Raw genomic sequence first — 18,850 nt, 5'->3', positions numbered from 1 at the left:
TTTCCTCTGCTTCGGTGGGGTTCGCCGCAGTGGGTCTCACTGCGGTGGTTCGCCTCTGGGGTGGCTCAAGCCCGTACCAGGACCGCGGAGTTGAAGCCGCCGTAACCGCGGGCCAGCACCAGTGCGGTACGTACGGGGACGGGGCGGGGGGTACCGGTGACCAGGTCGAGCTCGTAGTCCGGACGCGGAACGACATGTGTGGTCGGAGGGATCAGCCCGTCCTTGATGGAGAACAGCGCCGTCGCGAGATCCAGCGGGGCGGCGCCCGAGTAGAGGCGGCCGGTCATGGTCTTGGGCGCGGTGACCGGGACGCCCCGGGCGCCGAAGACCGCGGTGATCGCCTCCGCCTCGCTGCGGTCCAGCTCCGGTACGGCCGCCGCGTCCGCGAAGACGACGTCGACATCGGCGGGTTCGACCCCGGCATCGGCCAGTGCCAGCTCGGCGGCCCTGCGTAACCCCGGTTCGCGGTCGCTGCCCGGCGCGGGATCGAAGGTGGACGCGTAGCCCGCTATCTCGCCGTAGACCCGGGCGCCGCGTCGGAGGGCCGCCTCGGCGTCCTCCAGGATCAGGATCGCGCCGCCCTCGCCCGGCACATGGCCCTGGGCCTCCGCGTCGAAGGGCAGGTAGGCGCGCTCCGGGTCGTCGCTGGTGCTCAGCCGCCCGCCGGCCAGCTGGGCCACCCAGCCCCAAGGGCAGATCGAGGCGTCGACACCGCCGGAGACGATGAGCGGGGTGCCCTTGCGGATCTGCCGACGGGCATGCGCGACCGCGTCGAGACCACCGGCCTGGTCGCTCACGACGACCCCGCTGGGGCCCTTCATGCCGTTGCGGATGGAGATCTGGCCGCTGTTGACGGCGTAGAACCAGGCGAAGGACTGGTACGCGCTGACGTACTGGCTGCCCTGGCTCCACAGCTTCCGGAGTTCGTCCTGGCCGAACTCGAAACCCCCGGAGGAACTGGCCGTGACGACGCCCATCTCGAACGCGGGGAGTTCGTCGGGTTTGACCCCGGCGTCGGCCAGCGCCCAGTCGGTGACGGTGAGGGCCAGTTGGGTCATCCGGTCGGTCTGCGGGATCAGTCGGCTCGGCACGTGCTCCCGGGCGGTGAAGCCGGGGACCTCACCGGCCAGCCCGACCGGGTACGACGACGCGTCGAAACGGGTGACGCTGCCGATGCCGCTTCGGCCCGCCAGGGTGGCCGCCCAGAAGTCCTTCGCGCCGAGTCCGTTGGGGGAGGCGACACCCAGGCCGGTGACCACGACGGACCGGGTCATGCCGGGCTCCTCTCCGGCCGGGCCAGCACCATGGCGCTCTGGAAGCCACCGAAGCCGCTGCCCACGGTCAGTACCGCGTCCGTCGCCCATTCGCGGGCGGTGATCGGTACGTAGTCCAGGTCGCACTGGGGGTCCGGGCTGTGCAGATTCGCCGTGGGCGGTACGACGTTGTGCTGCATGGCGAGGACGGACGCCGCGATCTCGATCGAGCCGATGGCGCCCAGGGAGTGGCCGACCATCGACTTGATGGAGCTGACCGGGGTCCGGTACGCGTGGGCGCCGAGACTCTTCTTGAACGCGGCCGTCTCGTGCCGGTCGTTCTGTTTGGTGCCGGAGCCGTGGGCGTTGACGTAGTCGATCTCGTCGCCGTTCATCCGTGCCTCGGCGAGCGCGACACTGATCGCCTCGGCCATCTCCGCGCCGTCGGGGCGCAGCCCCGTCATGTGGAAGGCGTTGCAGCGGGAGGCGTAGCCGGCGATCTCCGCGTAGATCCGCGCACCGCGCCGACGGGCGCCCGCCAGGTCCTCCAGTACGAACACCGCGGCACCCTCACCGAGTACGAAGCCGTTACGGGTGCCGTCGAACGGCCGTGAGGCGTGCTCGGGGTCGTCGTTGCGCGGCGTGGTCGCCTTGATCGCGTCGAAGCACGCCATCGTGATCGGCGAGATCGGTGCGTCCGACGCGCCGGCGATCATGACGTCGGCGGAACCCTCGCGGATGATCTCCACGGCGTGGCCGACGGAATCCAGACCCGAGGTGCAGCCCGTGGACACCACCGTGCTCGGGCCTTCGGCGCCGACCGCCCAGGCCACCTCGGCGGCGAAGGAGCTCGGGACGAGGTAGTTGTACAGGTGCGGGACCGCGTATGTGTGGTCGACGAGCTCCAGCCGGCCGCCGTCGCTGACCACCCGGTACTCCTGGTCGAGGCCGGTGGTCGCGCCGACCGCGCTGCCGATGGTCGTCCCGGTGCGGTGTGGGTCGAGGCTGCCGAAATCGAGGCCGCTGTCCTCCACCGCCTCGCGGGCGGCGACGACGGCGAGCTGCGCGGCGCGGTCCATCCGCCGGATCTCGTGCGGGCTCAGCCCGTTCGCCTCCGCGTCGAAGTCGATCTCGGCCGCGATCCGGGAGCGGAACTGTGCAGGGTCGAAGAAGGTGATCCCCCGCGTCGCTGTCCGGCCGCCGCTCAGCAGGTCCCAGAAACTCTTGACTCCGATGCCTCCCGGTGCCACCACTCCGATGCCCGTGATCACCACCCGGCGTTCCGTCATTCGGACGCCTCCCAGTGGTAGAAGCGCTGCGCCATCGCGTCGGCCGGCGAACGCCAGGTCGCGGGGTCGTACGCCTCGATGAAGGGCTTCAGCTGCTCGCTGATCCCGATGAACCGCGGGTCCGTCTTCGCCTCCTCGATGAGCCGGCCGCCGTTGTCCGCGTCGAAGTCCTGGAGGTGGAAGTACAGACCCCGGTACGAGAACAGCTGACGGCGCCGCGTGCCCATGCGATGGGGCATCTCCGTCTCGTCGAATGCGCCGAACAGACGTGCCACATCGGTGCTCGCACCGGGCTCCATCCGAGCGACGATCAAAGTGCTGTGCATGGTTTTCTCTCCTTCGTTCTCTTCCGGGTCTCTCCTGGTTGAAGACAACCTGGGGAAGGCGCTAGCGGGAGACGCCGAACCAGCGATCCAGGGCCATGGGCAGGTCGCTGTGGCTGCCGGGAGCGGCCCATGCCACGTAGCCGTCGGGGCGGACCAGGACAGCCGCGGTTTCCGCCGGCAGGTCCGGCACGCCGCCCCCCGGTTTCGCCGTCACGATGTCCACGCGGTCCGTCCAGCCCGCTGCCCTGCGGCGCAGCTCCGCGTTGTCGGCCAGGTCGAGCAGCACGCCACGGCCCGCGTGCAGGGCCTCGGTACTGCTGCCCGCGCCTGAGCCACCGGTCAGCGTCAGATGGGGCATCCGCCGGCCGAGCAGCGGGTGGCTGCCTCCGGCGACGGGGTAGTGGATCTCGAGACCGCTGACCATGCCCGCGAGGTGCCGGCTCACCGGCAGATAGGTGATCAGCTCGGTGAACACGTCGCGCAGTGGCTGTACTTCGGGACCGCTGAGGAACAGCAGACCCTGGGCCCGGGTGTTCATCAGCAGCCGCTCGCCCACCGGGTGCCGCTCGTCGTGGTAGGTGTCCAGCAGCTCCTCGGGGGCCCGGCCCCGCACCACGGCGGCGAGTTTCCAGCCCAGGTTCACCGCGTCCTGGATGCTGGTGTTCATACCCTGGCCGCCGGCCGGGAGATGGATGTGCGCGGAGTCGCCCGCCAGGAAGACCCGGCCCTGCCGGTACCGGGTGACCTGACGGGTGGCGTCGCCGAAGGAACTCACCCACACCGGCTCCCCGTGCGAGATGTCGTCGCCGGTGAGCCGTTTCCAGGCCGCCGCCACCTCGTCGTAGGAGGGCGGCGCCTCTCGGCGCTGCGGAGGCGTGCCCCGTTCGCAGACGATCAGCCGGGTGATCCCGCCAGGCAGCGGGCCGACCATGACCATGCCGCCGGGCAGGGTCTCACCGATCATGCGCGGCTGGAGGTCGAGCCCCTTCACGTCGGCGAGGAACATCTCCATCGTGGACGGTGTGCCCGGGAAGTCGAAGCCCATGGTTTTGCGTACGACACTGCGTCCGCCGTCGCAGCCCACCACATAGCCGGCGGTCAGCTGGTGCACCCCGTCGGGGCCGCTGACCTCCACCTCCACGAGATCGCCGGTGTCCTTGAGGGAGAGCAGCTCGTGCCGGCGCCGGACGTCCCCGCCCAGCTCCTCGACCCAGTTCTCCAGAACCGTCTCCGTCTGGGACTGCGGCACGGTCTTCGCGGCCTGGTGGGCACCGTCGAGGACGGCGAAATCGACGGGCAGACCACCGAAGTGACCCTGGTTGCTGATCTCGATCTCCCCGAACCGGGACAGCAGCCCCCGCTGGTCGAAGACCTCCATCGTGCGCGCCGTGAACCCCAGGCCCCGGGACTCCCCGGTACGTTTCTCCAGCCGCTCCAGGACGATCACATCGACTCCGGCCAGCCGCAACTCTCCCGCGAGCATCATCCCGGCGGGGCCGGCGCCCACGACAATCACATCGGCGTCCATGCAACTCTCCTCGGTCGTCGTCGGAACTGCGCATCCGTGCACAGAAAAGGGACGGCTCGCACAGGCGGTGGCCGTCCCCGGAACCCTCAATACGTAGAACTGCTCAGTCCTTGATCTCGCAGATGGGGGCGCCGGAGGTGAGGGAGGCGCCGACCTCGGCGGCGAGGCCCTTGACGGTGCCTGCCTTGTGGGCGTTGAGGGGTTGTTCCATCTTCATGGCTTCGAGGACGACGATCAGGTCGCCTTCCTTGACTTCCTGGCCTTCCTCGACGGCGACCTTGACGATGGTGCCCTGCATGGGGGAGGCGAGGGTGTCGCCGGAGGCGGCCGGGCCCGACTTCTTCGCGGCGCGGCGTTTGGGTTTGGCGCCGGCGGCGAGGCCGGTGCGGGCCAGGGACATGCCCAGCGAGATGGGGAGGGAGACCTCGAGGCGTTTGCCGCCGACCTCGACGACGACGGTCTCGCGGCCGGCTTCCTCGTCGGCCTCGGTATCGGCGGGTGTGGCGAAGGCGGGGATGTCGTTGACGAACTCGGTCTCGATCCAGCGGGTGTGGACGGTGAACGGGTCGGTGGAGCCGGTGAGTTCGGGGGCGAAGGCGGGGTCGGTGACGACCTTGCGGTGGAAGGTGATGGCGGTGGCCATGCCTTCGACCTGGAACTCGGCAAGGGCTCGGGCGGCGCGTTGGAGGGCCTGTTCGCGGGTGGCGCCGGTGACGATCAGCTTGGCGAGCAGGGAGTCCCAGGCGGGGCCGATCACGCTGCCGGATTCGACGCCGGCGTCGAGGCGGACGCCGGGGCCGGAGGGTGGGGTGAAGGTGGTGACGGTGCCGGGGGCGGGGAGGAAGCCGCGGCCGGGGTCCTCGCCGTTGATGCGGAACTCGATGGAGTGGCCGCGCAGTTCGGGGTCGCCGTAGCCGAGGGGTTCGCCGTCGGCGATGCGGAACATCTCGCGTACGAGGTCGATGCCGGCGACTTCCTCGGTGACGGGGTGTTCGACCTGGAGGCGGGTGTTGACCTCCAGGAAGGAGATCGTGCCGTCGGTGCCGACGAGGAACTCGACGGTTCCGGCGCCGACGTAGCCGGCTTCCTTGAGGATGGCTTTGGAGGACGCGTACAGCTCGGCGACCTGTGTGTCGGAGAGGAAGGGTGCGGGGGCCTCTTCGACGAGTTTTTGGTGGCGGCGCTGGAGGGAGCAGTCGCGGGTGGAGACGACGACCACGTTGCCGTGGGTGTCGGCCAGGCACTGGGTCTCGACGTGGCGGGGTTTGTCGAGGTAGCGCTCGACGAAGCATTCGCCGCGTCCGAACGCGGCGACGGCCTCGCGGACCGCGGAGTCGTACAGCTCGGGGACTTCTTCGAGGGTGCGGGCGACCTTGAGGCCGCGTCCGCCGCCGCCGAAGGCGGCTTTGATCGCGATGGGCAGGCCGTGTTCCTGGGCGAAGGCGACGACCTCGTCCGAGCCGGAGACGGGGTCGGGGGTGCCGGCGACCAGGGGGGCGCCGGCGCGTTGGGCGATGTGGCGGGCGGCGACCTTGTCGCCGAGGTCGCGGATGGCGTGTGGGGGCGGGCCGATCCAGGTCAGGTCGGCGTCGAGGACGGCCTGGGCGAAGTCGGCGTTCTCGGAGAGGAAGCCGTATCCGGGGTGGATGGCGTCCGCTCCGGAGTCCTTGGCGGCCTGCAGCACCTTGGCGATGTCGAGATAGCTGGTCGCCGGGGTGTCACCGCCCAAAGCGAACGCTTCGTCGGCGGCACGCACATGGAGCGCGTCCCGGTCCGGGTCGGCGTACACGGCCACGCTCGCGATCCCGGCATCCTGGCAGGCCCGGGCAACGCGGACAGCGATTTCGCCACGGTTGGCGATGAGCACCTTGCGCAGCATGAACCTGATACCTCCATGGTCGGTCAGGAGCCGACGCTCCGGTGCAGGTGGTAGCGCCGGTAGCCGATGGGACGGACTCCGGCCATGTCATTGGTGATCCGCAGCGAACTGTGCCGGGTGGCTCCCTCGAGGAACACGACATGGGCCTCGTCGCTCGTCCACTCCGCGAAGTTGACGACGCGGGTCCCGTCGGCACTGAGGTGGAAGTGCGAGGCGATCAGCCCCACGTACTCGTCCGCCGGTGCCCGCTCCAGGTTCTCGGCGACCGACGCCACGATGCGTTGTTGCCGCTCCCCGCCGTCCACGTCGAAGAGAGCGGTGACCAAGGCGTTCGGCGGGCCTGCCCCAGGATCGAGCACCACACTGCGGTGCCGGCGGAATTCGAGCGGTTCGACGCGGGCCGCTGCCACGGGCAGTCCACTGACGAAAGGCCGGTAGGCCGCGCTGTCCGTGCACTGTACATAGGTCATCACGGTGTCGTCGTCGGTGCTCAGATAGCACGAGAAGCTCAGGATCTCCTTGGGCCGGTCGGCCTGTTGCCAGGCATCCGCGATCTCGTCGAGCACGGCACGCCCCTGTTCGGCGTCCGCCACATACCAGTAGGTCATGAAGACCGCGTGTGCGTCGGGGCGTGCGATCTCCGGAATGGCTGACGGATGCCGGGCGATGGATTCGGTCACGTTGTCTCCCTGGGGGCTTGTCGCGGGGGACGGGGCACGCGGTCAGACCGCGGAAACGCCGAAATGCCGGTGCAGGGCCTCGAAGAGGCCGTCGTCCGTGTTGTCGTCGCCGCTCACCCACGCCACGTATCCGTCCGGTCGAACCAGAACGGCCCTTCCTTCGGCAAGGTGGGCCGACCGGGCAGGGTGAGGGACCGGCGGCTTGCGCACATGACGAACCCGCGCGGAGACCACGTCCACGTGGTCCGCTCGGTCCAGGGTGGCGCTGCCGCGCTGAGGATCCGTACCGAGCGTCAGCAACAGCCCTCTTGCCGGGTGCAGAAGCTCGGTACTCGTGGTCCTGCGGCCGTCACCCAGGACCAGTTCGGTCTTCGGCATCCGCCGCCCGAGCAGGGGGTGGGCGCCGGGGCCGGCGTCGTAGCGGATGTCCAGCCCACTGACCAGCCCGGCCAGGTAACGGGCGGCACCCTCGGTACGGAACACCGCGGTGAGTACGTCACGCAGGGGCTGCATCTCACTGCCGCCGAGGAACAGCACAGCCTGGGCCCGGGTGTTCCGCAGCAACTCGGCGCCGACCGGATGCCGTTCCGAGTGGTAGGTGTCGAGGAGCTCGGGGCGCGAGCGGCCCGTCACCACGGCGCCGAGCTTCCAGCCGAGGTTCACGGCGTCCTGGATACTGACGTTCATGCCCTGGCCGCTGGCCGGTAGGTGGATGTGCGCGGCGTCCCCGGCGAGGAACACCCGGCCCCTGCGGTACTCGCTCGCCTGCCGTGCGGCATTCCCGAAGGAGCTGACCCAGACCGGAGAAGCGCCGGAGATGTCGTCCCCGCTGACCCGCTTCCAGGCGTCGGCCACTTCGGAGAACAACGGCGGCTCGGCGCGGGCCCGGGGCGGCCTGCCGTGTTCCGAGACGACGACGCGCATCATGCCTTCGCCCAGCGGCGCGGCCAGGAGCATGCCGCCCGGGCGCCGTTCACCCGACCACAGTGCGGGGAGTTCGAGACCCTTCACATCGGCCAGCAGCAGCTCGGCCGTCGCGTCGATGCCCGGGAAGGCGAAGCCTCCCGACGTCCGCACCACGCTGCGACTGCCGTCGCAGCCCACCAGATACGCCGCCGTCAGCCGCAGCTCCCCGGCGGGCCCCCGCACATGGGCCTCGACGGCCTCACCGGTGTCGGTGAATCCCGTCAGCCGGTGCCCGCGTCGCACTTCGGCGCCGAGTTCCTCGGCCCACTCGCCGAGCATCGCCACGGTCCGAGCCTGCGACACGCCCGTGACGCTGGCGTGGGCGCCGTCGCCCACGCTGAAGTCGATCGGCACACTGCCGAAGTGACCACCAGGTGACCGGTTGAGTTCGCCGAGCCTCGGCAGCAGACCGCGCTGGTCGAACACCTCCAGCGTGCGGGCGGTGAATCCCATGCCACGGGATTCCTTGGTCGGGGCGCTCTCCATCTCCAGGACGACGACCCGCGCGCCGGCCAGTCTCAGCTCGGCGGCGAGCATGAGCCCAGCGGGCCCGGCGCCGACGACGACGACATCTGTGTCCGTCCCTGTGCCCGCGTCAGTCTGTGAGTCGGTGTGCATCTGGTCGTGTTCCTCCTCGCTCTTCCTCGATGGCGATGATCGTGATGGCTCCAGTGGGGCAGCAGTCCGCGATGTCCCGAAGCCGTTCGAGAAGGGGTTCCTGATCGTCTTCCGGTTCGGTCGGCCGAGCGACGGCGGTACCGTTGCCGCCCAACGAGAACAGGCCGGAATCCATCACCTCGCACAGCCCGGTGCCGAGGCAGAGCGTTCGATCGACCCGCGCGGTGGCTCGCATCCTGTCAGCCCCCGGACTTCTCCGACCGGCTGACTGGAAGGGCGACCAGCCGGCGGATCGCCCAGTTGTCGATGTAACGCAGCTCGTCTCGGGGGACCGCCAGGGAAAGTCGCGGGAAACGCTGGAACAGGGCGGGAATCGCTATCGCACCCTCCATTCGAGCCAGCGCCGCGCCGATGCAGTTGTGCAGTCCGTGCCCGAAACCCACATGACGCGGTCCCGTGCGGGTGATGTCGAGGCGCTCGGGGTCGTCGAACCGGCGCGGATCTCGGTTGGCCGCCAGCAGCCCGGCGATCACCGGTGCTCCGGCGGGCAGCCGCGTGCCCGCGAGTTCGGTCTCCTCCGTCGTGACCCGGAACAACGCCGTGCTCAACGCTCCTTCGTAGCGCAGCAGTTCCTCGACGGCGCCGTCGGCCAGGTCCGGGTTCGACAGCAGCAGCCTGCTTTGGTCCGGGTGGTCGAGGAGAGCGAGAGCGGCGTTGCCGATGAACCCTCGGACGGTGTCGCTGCCACCCATGATCATGGCGGCCACCAGCCCGGTCAGTTCGTCCGCGGACAGTCGCTCGCCCTCGTCGCTGGTCTGGATCAGCGCGGAGGTCAGATCGTCGGCGGGATCGTGGCGCTTGTCGGCGACGAGTTCGGCGGCGTATTCGCAGATGCGGCCGAACGCCGCGGGAGCCCGGTCGATCAGCGCCGGGTCGGACGGGAAGGCCTCGTTGAGCGCGGTGACCAGTTCCCGGTGCCGTTCGATTCGGAAGCCGAGGATCACGCCGAGCACTCCGGCGGACACCTCCCCGGCGTAGTCGTCCATGACATCGAAGGTCTCCCGTTGCTGGCAGTCCTCAAGCGTTTTGTGGACGACGGTGTGCACGGTCTGGCGCCATTGCTCCACCCGACGGGTGGTGAAGGCGCTCATCGCCAGCCGTCGCAGCCGGGTGTGCGCCGGCGGGTCCACCACGCTGATTCCCCGCTCCAGAATCGTGCCCTCGGCGATTACCAGGCCCGCGTCACGGAACTCGTCATTCCCCCAGGTGATGCTCTCCGTGCTGTACCGGGGGTCGGAAAGTACGGTCCGGACATCCTCGAAGCGCGTCACCATCCATGTGCGCACATCACCGACCGGAAACTTGAATTCATGTACCGGTGAATTCTCCTGGAGCCAGGTAAGAGCGGGATGCGGGTTTTGGTAGTACTCGGGAGAGAACAGAGCGATCGGTGGCACCGTCGGTGTGGACAGGGTCATGGGTGGTCCCTTCTTCGGTCGGTTCTCATACATTCGGTATGGGCGGCGGTGTGTGGCCGGACAGCGCGCGGCGCTGCTCAGAGACGGCTCCATTGACTCGTGTCAGGAGCGAAGAACGATCGCAAAGGCGGAGGGAAAGCCTGGGATGCGGCGGCCATGAGGACCAGTCCGTGTGTGAATTCGGCCAGTTTGCCGACTTCCGCACCACCCAGGAGTTCATACGGCCGTCGGTCGAGCCTTCCGGTCTCGTGCTCGATTTCGTCCCGCAGTGCGGTGCCGCGTGTGGTCAGTACTCCTTCTCGACTCACCAGGCCACGTTCCCGCAGTCTTTCCTGTGCGGCCGCCCAATCCGCCTCGGTCCACCCCCGCATGGGCCTGACGATCTCCTTCGGCATGCCGAGCTCACTCGCGCAGTCGATGACGAGTGCTTCGACGCCGGTGAGTTCGGCGTGACCGAGGATCGCGACATGACCGTCACCGCGGTGTTCGCGCAGCATGGTCGAGGCGTGCCACAGTGCGATATGAGGCTCGTCCGGTCGGTCGAGTGCGGCATTGGCCGCATAGAGCGGGCGTCCGGGGAGCGAGCATTCCGCAGCGGCCCTGCCGGCCAGTTCCGCAGCTTCCGCCATGGCGGCCGATCGGATGACGCCGGTGCTGAGAAGCCGCTCAAGCGCTGTTCCGGCCGCTGCCTCACGTGCGGCGACGGCTTCTTCGGGTGAGACCTGCCGCCAGATCGCGGGGACCCGCTCCGCGACGAAGTCGGGAGCGAACGTGTTGAAGACCGCGGTCACGACCGGCGCGTCGACCGCGCCCAGTGGTGCTGCGCGACCGGCCATGTAGACGCTCGACCGGTCGGTGACACCGAACGGGGACAGCCGGTCCGCGAGATCGGCTGTGAAGTAGGGAATCGAGTGCAGTGCGTTGACCGCCTGCGCGCAGCGTCGCGCGTATGAACGATCACTGGTCAGTGTTGCGCTCATGAAACCCTCAAACATGTCAGGGGCCAAGGTCAGGGCAGGGCGGAACGTGGTGCCGGACCTTTGCGGTCGGGCAGGGATGCAAGTGGAAAAGGTGCTCGCGGGCTCGCTCGAGAAAAGTGGCGGCGAACTTCGGCGAGGGCCACTGCGTTCCGGTCCTGCGTCACGGGAGCTAATCTCCTGTGACGGGCCACGGGGGAGCGCATTGCCTGGAAAATGACGCACGAATGCCGCCGGATAAGTGTGACAGTGTGCTCGCCCAGTGTCAACGCTTGCCCTCTTGCCCAGGTCAACAGCCCTTTATGGGGGACGGGTCGCAGGCGTGGGCGAACGTCGAGTGTCGGCTTGCGCTCGACCGCCCCTCGGCTTTCCTGGGAAAGGATTGGCCGCGACGTATCCGGGTAGTTCCCTGGAATGAAATCCGGCAAACATTGCAGAAGCGTGATTCAGGTCACCCTGCCTGTGGTTGACGGGTTGCACTACGGCTTCACAAGATAGGATTGCAAATCCATCCTGGTGAAACGGATGTATCCTGCGGTTTGTGGCAATTTAATTATTTCCATGTAACGCGGAAGTGAAGTACGGGGGCGTTTTCGTGGTCGGCGGTGTGGCTGGATACCAATCCCCGCTGGGCCCTTTTGACGCTTCTTTCGTGGTTCCTGCAGGTGGTCCGATAAAGGTGGATGGACACCTTCGCGCGCCAAGTAGCCCCTACGTGAAACGGAATGGAAGGGCCAGTTGTGCCTCAGCTCAAGCAACGACCCCCGGCGCTCGACAGTCATGGCGTAGATCTGGGCCGCGTGAGCCTCGCGCGGAAGTGCACGTCCGCCCAATGCATCAAGTCGCGGAGAGCCGGCGGCTCACGAGGCAGGGGAGGCGGGCGGTTGCGGCTTTGCTGCCCCTGCTACGACCGCCTCCGCACCGACCTGAGCGATGTCGCGGAGGTCTACTTAGAGAGTGACCACGAACTGACGCGGGCCGGCGGCTGGTTGCGGGAGCGCGTGAGTGGGAGCAAGGCGGTCGGTATCGCCCTCGACGACACCACGCTGACGCTGCGGTCGCAGATCGTGGAGTTGCTGGCTTCGTGGGCGCGGCTGGTCGTCGAGGAGCGGCAGCTCCCCGCCCCCGAGGACTGCACCGTGTTGGGCCTGGCCAGCTTCCTCGACCATCATGTGCCCTGGCTGGCGGAACACCCGGCGGCCCCCGACTTCGACCATGAAATCGCCGCACTGCTGTATGTCTGCAGCTCGCTGCGCGGACTGGCACCCGCGGCGCGCAGGGTGTCGCTGGGCGCCTGTTCGCGTCTCCACTGCACCGGAGAGCTGTACGTGGTGATACCGGCGGCGGGTCCTGGTGCGGCGCGTTCGGAGGTGGTCTGCGACAACGGTCATGCCTTGCCTCCCCAGGACTGGCTGCTGCTGGCTCGCCGACAGCAGCCGCAGTCGGCAGAGGGGAGTCACGGGTGATTGCCGGGAGGCGACGCACTGTACCGACCGAACTGGCCGCTCTCGCCATGGGTGTCTCCCAGGCGACCATCCGCAAGTGGGCGAGCCGGGGGAAGATCACCCGTTACGGCAGCACGCAGCGCGCCGAGTACGACCTGGACGAGCTCTACGCTCTGGCGGACGCGACGACGGGACGGGGTCAGCGCTCGACCGGGCCCTGAACCGTATGCCTTCGCGGCCCGCATCGGCGGCACAGTTCGACCAGCCGCATGTGCCCTGATGAGGAAACCCCAGGCCAGCCAGTTGACCTGGGGTTTCTTCTTCCGGTGGACCGTGCGGTACGGGCTGGACGGACACGTGCGGTCTACGCATTTGTGGTGAAGGCGACTGTGGCTGACGTGTGATCAGGAGCCAGGGCTGCTGACCGATTCGTCGTACGGATCCGGGACGAGGATCTTGGTTTGTCCGCTGAACCACTCAGTTGGACGCCACGTATCAGTCTTGGTAGGGAAACGGGTCGGCGGGCGTGCGTCTGTCGTGGGTTGCATCGCGCAGCGATCGTCGAGATGTCGGCGGTGTGCTGTGAACGCGGTGCCCGGGAAAAGGGCTGAGCGATTCAAGTGGATTCGAGCCGTTCGGCCAGTGGCGCTCTCGACGTGGTCGTCCCACCGGAGCGGGCGGAGGGGGCGAGCAGGGGAGACGTCCGTCGGCAGGTGCTGGGTCTGGATGGTCTCCGCGGCCTGGCGGCGCTGTATGTGGTGCTGTTCCACTGCTGGTTGTACACGTTCCCGGGGTATCCCGACAGTTCGGCTCCGCCATGGCTGGACGGGCTGATGTTCGGGCGCCTGGCCGTCGTCTTCTTTCTGGGGCTGTCCGGGTTCTCCCTGGCGATCTCTCCGGCGCGTCACGGTTGGGGGTCAGGTGGCGTCGGGCAGTTCCTGCGCCGTCGTGCCTGGCGGATTCTTCCTCCGTACTGGGCGGCGTTGGTCATGAGCCTGATCATTTCCTGGTTCGTGGTGCCCGCTTCGCATTTCGGACCGCCTACGGGCTCGTCCGTTCTGGTGTACGGCCTTCTCGCTCAGGACATGGTCACCGCACCGACACCGAACGGCGCGTTCTGGTCGATCGGGGTGGAGGCCGAGCTCTATCTCCTCTTTCCCCTTCTGCTGTTCGTCCGGCGGCAGTGGGGCGCGGCGGCCATGGTCGCGGTCGTGACTCTTCCGGTGATCGGGCGTGGACTGATGGCGGCCGGCGCGTCTCCTGCGGAGGGCGCCAACTGGCTCGCTCCGCATCTCGCCCCCGTGTTCGCGGCCGGCGTGGCGGGTGCGGGGATCGTCGTGGCGTCGGACAGGGTCCGGCGCCTGCCCTGGGGATGGTTCGCGGTCCTGGCCGCCGTGCCTGTGCTGGCCCTCGGTGTCGTGCGGGGGTCGGTGTGGACGGTGAACCACTACTTCTGGGTGGATCTCGCCGTCGCTCCCGCCATGACGATGCTGATCGCCGCGGTCGCCACCGGCAGGCCCGCCGTCCTCGTACGGCTTCTGACCGCACGGCCCGTTCGGAGTCTCGGCAGTTTCTCCTACAGTCTCTATCTGATCCATCTGCCGATCGTCTTGGCGGTGATTCGCCGGGTGGCCCCGCATTTCGTGTCGCGCGGACTGCCCACCTTCTGGTTCACGCTCGCCGTGGCACTGCCGGTCTCGGTGCTCGGGGCATGGCTTTTCGCCCGGATCTTCGAGCTTCCCTTCAAGGGGAACAGGTCCTGGAAATCCATGATCGCCTTGTGCCGTTCCCGTTGGACGGGTGAAAGCACGCGAGACCTTCAACGGCTTTGATCCTCCGCTCACGCAAATCAATGAGGCACGAAGCCACGCGGCACATGTCGGCCGCTTGCTCATCCGTTCGGTGGCCTTCTGCTCGCGCCGCTCAGGAGCCCCGCATCAGATGGGATCAACGCGTTCCGCGCTCCGGGTGACAAGCAGCCGACGGCGGGTACGCGCGACACCGATCGGAAAGCAGGTGCGGCCGGGTCGGCCGTACCGGTCTGGAAGGAGAGCGTCATGCCCCAGGGCTCCAGCGCGAAGCGTGAGCGCCAGTACGAGCACATCAAGGAAGGCGCCGAGAAGCGTGGCACCTCCGAGGGCCGTGCGAAGGAGATCGCGGCCCGCACGGTGAACAAGGAACGGGCCCGCTCCGGCGAGTCCAAGACGGCGAGCCGGACGTCGACACGGGACAGGAAGTCCGCCTCGCAGCGCGGCGGCGAGCGTTCCCACAGCGGCTCCCAGGGGCCGACCAGGGACCAGCTGTACGCGGAAGCGAAGAAGCGCGGCATCGACGGCCGCTCCTCGATGAACAAACAGCAACTGGCCAGGGCCCTCGACCGCTGACATGGCCGGAGAGCGAGCCTTTGGGCAGGCAGCCGGCGCTGCCGCGCCCGTCGGCGGGACGTCGTCCGAGTGAGCAGAGGCATGAGTCACCACGACCGCAAGCACCAACCCAAGCCCCAGCCCCGGTCCCAGCATCACGAAGAGCATCCCGAGACAGCCGCGGTTGAGGTTCTCCGCGAGGTGGAGGACGCCGGGACGCGTGTTGTGGATCGGGGCGAGCGGCGCGGCAAGGACAGGGAGGCCGCCGACGCTCTGACCCCGAACGAGCATTGACCGGCCGGTCGTCCGTCTGCCCGGGTCGGCCCGGTCCCGTCTGCAACCCAGGGTAGAGACGGGAATCCCTCTTCAGCCGGAGCCGGGCCGCCCACCCTTGGTGAGACACCCGTGTTTCGGGACAACGACCGGCTGCTCCCAGTTCTGCTGATCTGCGCGCAGGCCGTGGTGTGGCCCGGCGCGGCGCTGGTACGCGGGGTCCCACCTACCGCGTCCGTGCTTTTCGTGGCGGTCCTGGTCGGTGATCGCGTCCTCCTTGCCTGCCGAGGCCGCGCGCGTTTCGTGCGTCACGTATGCCGGCGGCCGAGTTGCGGTCAGCACGCGCACGTTGTGCCGCGACTCCGGAAGGTCAGGCGGTCACGCGGACGGGATGACGATCGGGGTGCCGAACAGGTAGAAGTTGCTGATGTCGATCACCAGGGGAGCCGCATAGGTGGGGAAGCGTTCGATGATGGCCTGCTTGTAGGCCTGGCCGTCGTCGCCCAGGAGCTCGCGCGCGGCCTCAAGGTACTCGGCCATCTCCGTGAGAACGGCCTGTCCTGCGGGCAGTCCGTGTCCGGGCAGGATCGTGTCGTAGGCCGGATCGGCGAGTTCCTGGAGGATGAGCTGCCAGCGGTCGATGTCATGGTTTCCGATGAACACATGGGTCTTGTGGTAGATGACGTCCTGCGCCACCAGCACTCCGTGTTCGGGCAGCCGGATCAGCAGCTGGTCGGCGGTCTCACCGCCGGAGAGGGCCTCGAAGACGAAGGGAACGCCGTCGATGACCTCGGTGCCCGGGGTGATCAGGACGGTGGGGGCCACCTCCGCTGCGGGAACCGGGATTCCGGTCGGGTCCATGAGGTCGCCCCGCGCCGCCATCCGGTCACGCGTGACGGCCAGGGCGTGAATGGGCACGTTGAAACGGGCCGCACCCTGGAAGTGGTCCGGGTGTTCATGCGTGATGATGAGCCGGTCCAGTGGTTTGCCGAGCTCCTTGGCGTATTCGACGACCTCGTCGGCGCCCGAGATCGCGATCTGCCCGTCCACCGCGACAAGCCGGCCCGGGGTCTCGATCAGCTGGGTGGTGACGTTGATGCTGTCGTCGGGAGCCATGTAACTGTGCACCCGCACGTCGCCCTTGTCGATGATGGTGACGGTGCCCCTCATTGTCCAACTCCTTCTGGTGTTCTGCGGGCCTGCGCACTGATGCCCGACTCATCGTCGAGGTCACCGGGCATCTCCGCATTTCGTCGGACACGGTCCGTACATGGGTACGGCCGTGCTCAGCGGCTGGACGGTCCGGTCGAACAGTGCAGGCCGCTGTGATCATGACGCTGGAGGTGATCGCGCTGACGCGGGCGGCGGTCGGGACGGCGGTGCGGAGCGGCCTCGGATTCGGCTCGGTGGTCGACGCGGCGACCGCGGCGCCAGACGCGACGAGCTGAGTGACTCGCCTGCCCACGCTCCCGACTCCGGATTGCCATCGCCATGTCCTTCTCCTGCGGTGAAGCGCGAGCGCGCTGATTTCGCCCGACGCTACCGAGGACGCGAAGGAAGCAAATCCGCCACCGTATCCGTCACGGAGCGCCCTATTGACGGTTCTGACGCCTTGCCCAAAACCGGCTCAAGACCACCGGGGTGCCGGACCGGGGCCCAGCTCGCGGTAGGCGAAGGTCACACCGTCGGCGGTGAGGGTGCGGGTCGGTGCGTTCTGGTAGGACGTCACCACGTCGTTGCGTGCTGCCGGGTTGCCATTCATGACTGTGTCCCCTTTTGCCTGGGTTTATGTGGAAGTCGAAGGTAAGTCTCTCCCTTCGGGAGACGGCGTGCGCTGGAACTCGGCCGTGCGCTCATGCCCCCTCGGGTGGGGCCAGCCGCCGTATGAGGTCGGCCCAGGTGGCCTGCAGGCGTGTGGTGGGGACCCCGCGTTCCCTGCGCAGATAGTCCGCCGCCTCGAAGCCGGCGAAGGTGAGCAGGACGTGGGCGAGTATGTCGTGGTCACCGTCAAGTCCCATGTCACGTAGGAGAGTTGAGACGTGGCGGTGGGAGGCCCGGCCGCTGTCCGAGCCGGTGCGGCGGGCGTAGGGGACCTGGCGTCCCAATGCCGCGCCCAGGTCCGCGTCGTTGGCGATACGCCCGAGCAGGGCGCAGCCGAACGCCGTCAGTCGGTCCGCCGGGAGCGCTCCTGGGCCCAGTGGGGGAGGGCCCGCGGTGTACGCCTTCTGGAACTCCGCCTCGGCGTCGTCGAGGAGGGCGAGCAGGAGGCCGTCGCGGTCGCCGAACCGGCGAAAGAGAGTGCCCTTGCCCAGACCGGCCGCTTCGGCGACCTCCCGCATCGTCACCTGCTCGGCTCCTCGTTCGGCGACCAGTAGGGCTGCCGCCTCCAGCAGGCGGGCGCGGTTGCGGGCGGCATCGGATCTCTCGGCGGTGACCTCGGCCGATCGGTGGTCCTGTGTCTCCGTCACCGTTCACTCCGTGGTGTCGCATGGTCTTACGTGGTGTTGCGTGGCGTTGCGTGTGCGTGCGCGTTTTCTCGGTACTTGCTCACCGGTCGTGAGGGCGGTGTCCGTCGGAGACCTCCGGCCGCGGGGTCAGAGCTTGATGATCATCTTGCCCACGTTCTCGCCGCGCATGAGGGCGAGGAAGGCGTCGACGGTGTTGTCGAGGCCCTCCCGCACGGTCTCCTGGTAGCGGAGCTTGCCGGTGGCGAGCCAGGTGCCGGCGTCGCGGATGAAGTCGGGCTGGAGGTCGAGCTCCTCGGTGACCATGAAGGTCAGGAGGTCGGAGCGGGTGACGGAGAGGTTCCACAGGTTGCGGGGTCCGACGATTTCTTCGCCGTTGTACTGGGAGACCATTCCGCACAGGACGATGCGGGCGTGCAGGTTGACGGCGCCGATGGCCGCTTCCAGGTGTTCGCCTCCGACGTTGTCGAAGTAGACGTCGATGCCGTCGGGGGCCGCCTGCGCGAGTTGCTCGGCGACGGGCCCGTTCTTGTAGTTGAAGGCCGCGTCGAAGCCGTACTCCTCGATGAGCAGTTTGACCTTGTCGTCCGAGCCGGCGCTGCCGATCACCCGGCCGGCACCCAGCAGCTTGGCGATCTGGCCGGCCACGCTGCCGACAGCGCCGGCCGCGCCGGAGACGAAGACGGTGTCGCCTTCCTTGATCTTCGCGAACCGGGTCAGTCCGATGTAGGCGGTGATGCCGGTGACGCCGAGCACGCCGAGGTAGGTGGAGAGCGGGGCCAGGCCGGGGTCCACCGTCTGGGCGGTCGCGGCGTCGATGACGGCGTGGTCGCGCATGCCGAGGAAGTGCACGACGTGGTCGCCGGGTGCGAAGCCGTCGGCGTTGGAGGCCAGGACGCGGCCGACCGCGGAGCCGTCCATCGGCGCGCCCACGGCGAACGGTTCGATGTAGGACTTCTTGTCGCTCATCCGGCCGCGCATGTAGGGGTCGACCGAGAGGTACTCGTTGGTGACCAGGAGCTGGCCGGGGCCGAGTGCGGGGAGGTCCACCTCGCGGAGGGCGAAGTCGGACGGTACCGGCCGGCCCTCCGGGCGGGTCTCGAGGTGCCAGGCGCGGGCGGTGGTGGGCAGGATCTGCTCGGACATGGGGATCAAGTCCTTTCGGTGAGAGAGGTGGTGCGTAGGCAGGGGTGCACAGAAAGGTCTGTCTAGCAGACAGAAGGGTCTGTACGGAAAGGGGCGGTATGGAAAGGGGCTATATGGGGGCTGTGTGGGGGCCGTATGGAAAGGGCCGTAAGAAAGCGGCCTTC

At 68.3% G+C, this 18,850-nt stretch carries 20 protein-coding genes; 6 read left to right on the top strand and 14 right to left on the bottom strand.

The window, feature by feature from the left end; genetic code table 11:
• Positions 1-65 precede the first annotated feature (65 nt).
• The 10 genes from QA861_RS44615 to QA861_RS44575 form a co-directional block, all read right to left on the bottom strand.
• A complete protein-coding gene (locus QA861_RS44615; protein ID WP_334594662.1) occupies positions 66-1,274 on the bottom strand; it encodes a ketosynthase chain-length factor in 1,209 nt (402 codons plus the stop codon).
• On the bottom strand, positions 1,271-2,542 hold the full coding sequence (locus QA861_RS44610) for a beta-ketoacyl-[acyl-carrier-protein] synthase family protein (protein ID WP_334594661.1): 1,272 nt from the start codon (positions 2,540-2,542) through the stop codon (positions 1,271-1,273). The genes QA861_RS44615 and QA861_RS44610 overlap by 4 nt, the downstream gene beginning before the upstream one ends.
• A complete protein-coding gene (locus tag QA861_RS44605; protein ID WP_334594660.1) occupies positions 2,539-2,868 on the bottom strand; it encodes a TcmI family type II polyketide cyclase in 330 nt (109 codons plus the stop codon). The genes QA861_RS44610 and QA861_RS44605 overlap by 4 nt, the downstream gene beginning before the upstream one ends.
• Before the next feature lie 61 nt (positions 2,869-2,929).
• Positions 2,930-4,396, bottom strand: coding sequence for an FAD-dependent monooxygenase (locus QA861_RS44600; RefSeq protein WP_334594659.1), 1,467 nt, complete (start codon positions 4,394-4,396; stop codon positions 2,930-2,932).
• Between the two features lie 103 nt (positions 4,397-4,499).
• Complete coding sequence (locus QA861_RS44595; RefSeq protein ID WP_334595050.1) at positions 4,500-6,272, bottom strand: acetyl/propionyl/methylcrotonyl-CoA carboxylase subunit alpha; 1,773 nt, start codon at positions 6,270-6,272, stop codon at positions 4,500-4,502.
• A 26-nt stretch (positions 6,273-6,298) separates the two neighbouring features.
• Positions 6,299-6,955 (bottom strand): hypothetical protein, encoded by a 657-nt coding sequence (locus QA861_RS44590; RefSeq protein WP_334594658.1) that lies wholly within the window; start codon positions 6,953-6,955, stop codon positions 6,299-6,301.
• A 42-nt stretch (positions 6,956-6,997) separates the two neighbouring features.
• The gene (locus tag QA861_RS44585; protein ID WP_334594657.1) at positions 6,998-8,539 is read right to left on the bottom strand and encodes an FAD-dependent monooxygenase; all 1,542 of its coding nucleotides are present in this window, start codon (positions 8,537-8,539) and stop codon (positions 6,998-7,000) included.
• The gene (locus tag QA861_RS47340) at positions 8,517-8,774 is read right to left on the bottom strand and encodes a ferredoxin (protein WP_443041656.1); all 258 of its coding nucleotides are present in this window, start codon (positions 8,772-8,774) and stop codon (positions 8,517-8,519) included. Before QA861_RS47340 ends, QA861_RS44585 begins: the two co-directional genes overlap by 23 nt.
• Positions 8,775-8,778: 4 nt before the next feature.
• Positions 8,779-9,885, bottom strand: coding sequence for a cytochrome P450 (locus tag QA861_RS44580; protein WP_334594656.1), 1,107 nt, complete (start codon positions 9,883-9,885; stop codon positions 8,779-8,781).
• Positions 9,886-10,094: 209 nt separating this feature from the next.
• Positions 10,095-10,997: an SCO6745 family protein gene (locus QA861_RS44575; protein ID WP_334594655.1), complete on the bottom strand. Its 903-nt coding sequence runs from the start codon at positions 10,995-10,997 to the stop codon at positions 10,095-10,097.
• A 998-nt stretch (positions 10,998-11,995) separates the two neighbouring features.
• On the opposite strand from QA861_RS44575, the gene QA861_RS44570 reads away from it, so the two are divergent.
• From QA861_RS44570 to QA861_RS44550, 5 genes are all read left to right on the top strand, one after another.
• Entirely contained in the window at positions 11,996-12,460 is a 465-nt protein-coding gene (locus tag QA861_RS44570; protein ID WP_334594654.1) for a hypothetical protein, read from the top strand.
• Between the two features lie 47 nt (positions 12,461-12,507).
• Entirely contained in the window at positions 12,508-12,660 is a 153-nt protein-coding gene (locus QA861_RS44565; protein ID WP_334594653.1) for a hypothetical protein, read from the top strand.
• 399 nt (positions 12,661-13,059) lie between these two features.
• Positions 13,060-14,271, top strand: coding sequence for an acyltransferase family protein (locus tag QA861_RS44560; RefSeq protein WP_334594652.1), 1,212 nt, complete (start codon positions 13,060-13,062; stop codon positions 14,269-14,271).
• A gap of 225 nt (positions 14,272-14,496) precedes the next feature.
• Positions 14,497-14,823, top strand: coding sequence for a plasmid stabilization protein (locus QA861_RS44555; RefSeq protein ID WP_334594651.1), 327 nt, complete (start codon positions 14,497-14,499; stop codon positions 14,821-14,823).
• A gap of 81 nt (positions 14,824-14,904) precedes the next feature.
• Positions 14,905-15,096 carry a hypothetical protein gene (locus QA861_RS44550; RefSeq protein WP_334594650.1) on the top strand — a complete coding sequence of 64 codons (192 nt, stop codon included), beginning with the start codon at positions 14,905-14,907 and terminating at the stop codon, positions 15,094-15,096.
• A 357-nt stretch (positions 15,097-15,453) separates the two neighbouring features.
• Here the strand turns inward: QA861_RS44550 and QA861_RS44545 are convergent, their stop codons facing one another.
• Positions 15,454-16,245 (bottom strand): MBL fold metallo-hydrolase, encoded by a 792-nt coding sequence (locus QA861_RS44545; RefSeq protein ID WP_334594649.1) that lies wholly within the window; start codon positions 16,243-16,245, stop codon positions 15,454-15,456.
• 143 nt (positions 16,246-16,388) lie between these two features.
• Here QA861_RS44545 and QA861_RS44540 point away from each other — a divergent pair, with 143 nt between their 5' ends.
• Positions 16,389-16,523 (top strand): hypothetical protein, encoded by a 135-nt coding sequence (locus QA861_RS44540; protein ID WP_334594648.1) that lies wholly within the window; start codon positions 16,389-16,391, stop codon positions 16,521-16,523.
• A 179-nt stretch (positions 16,524-16,702) separates the two neighbouring features.
• On the opposite strand, the gene QA861_RS44535 is transcribed toward QA861_RS44540, so the two are convergent.
• The 3 genes from QA861_RS44535 to QA861_RS44525 all read right to left on the bottom strand — a co-directional run bounded on the left by QA861_RS44535 (position 16,703) and on the right by QA861_RS44525 (position 18,686).
• The gene (locus QA861_RS44535) at positions 16,703-16,837 is read right to left on the bottom strand and encodes a hypothetical protein (RefSeq protein ID WP_334594647.1); all 135 of its coding nucleotides are present in this window, start codon (positions 16,835-16,837) and stop codon (positions 16,703-16,705) included.
• Positions 16,838-16,928: 91 nt separating this feature from the next.
• A complete protein-coding gene (locus QA861_RS44530; protein WP_334594646.1) occupies positions 16,929-17,543 on the bottom strand; it encodes a TetR family transcriptional regulator in 615 nt (204 codons plus the stop codon).
• Positions 17,544-17,669: 126 nt separating this feature from the next.
• A complete protein-coding gene (locus tag QA861_RS44525; protein WP_334594645.1) occupies positions 17,670-18,686 on the bottom strand; it encodes an NADP-dependent oxidoreductase in 1,017 nt (338 codons plus the stop codon).
• Positions 18,687-18,850: the final 164 nt, after the last annotated feature.

Source organism: Streptomyces sp. B21-083, from assembly GCF_036898825.1.
In the GTDB taxonomy this organism is placed as follows: Bacteria; Actinomycetota; Actinomycetes; order Streptomycetales; family Streptomycetaceae; genus Streptomyces.
Note: the sequence above shows the minus strand (reverse complement) of the source record. Positions and strands in the feature narration are given on the sequence as shown.

Excerpts from the sequence above, each read along its gene's own strand:
- QA861_RS44615 (WP_334594662.1), bottom strand. The coding sequence starts at position 1,274 with ATGACCCGGTCCGTCGTGGTCACCGGCCTGGGTGTCGCCTCCCCCAAC.
- QA861_RS44610 (WP_334594661.1), bottom strand. The coding sequence starts at position 2,542 with ATGACGGAACGCCGGGTGGTGATCACGGGCATCGGAGTGGTGGCACCG.
- QA861_RS44605 (WP_334594660.1), bottom strand. The coding sequence starts at position 2,868 with ATGCACAGCACTTTGATCGTCGCTCGGATGGAGCCCGGTGCGAGCACC.
- QA861_RS44600 (WP_334594659.1), bottom strand. The coding sequence starts at position 4,396 with ATGGACGCCGATGTGATTGTCGTGGGCGCCGGCCCCGCCGGGATGATG.
- QA861_RS44585 (WP_334594657.1), bottom strand. The coding sequence starts at position 8,539 with ATGCACACCGACTCACAGACTGACGCGGGCACAGGGACGGACACAGAT.
- QA861_RS47340 (WP_443041656.1), bottom strand. The coding sequence starts at position 8,774 with ATGCGAGCCACCGCGCGGGTCGATCGAACGCTCTGCCTCGGCACCGGG.
- QA861_RS44575 (WP_334594655.1), bottom strand. The coding sequence starts at position 10,997 with ATGAGCGCAACACTGACCAGTGATCGTTCATACGCGCGACGCTGCGCG.
- QA861_RS44565 (WP_334594653.1), top strand. The coding sequence starts at position 12,508 with ATGGGTGTCTCCCAGGCGACCATCCGCAAGTGGGCGAGCCGGGGGAAG.
- QA861_RS44555 (WP_334594651.1), top strand. The coding sequence starts at position 14,497 with ATGCCCCAGGGCTCCAGCGCGAAGCGTGAGCGCCAGTACGAGCACATC.
- QA861_RS44550 (WP_334594650.1), top strand. The coding sequence starts at position 14,905 with ATGAGTCACCACGACCGCAAGCACCAACCCAAGCCCCAGCCCCGGTCC.
- QA861_RS44545 (WP_334594649.1), bottom strand. The coding sequence starts at position 16,245 with ATGAGGGGCACCGTCACCATCATCGACAAGGGCGACGTGCGGGTGCAC.
- QA861_RS44535 (WP_334594647.1), bottom strand. The coding sequence starts at position 16,837 with ATGAATGGCAACCCGGCAGCACGCAACGACGTGGTGACGTCCTACCAG.
- QA861_RS44525 (WP_334594645.1), bottom strand. The coding sequence starts at position 18,686 with ATGTCCGAGCAGATCCTGCCCACCACCGCCCGCGCCTGGCACCTCGAG.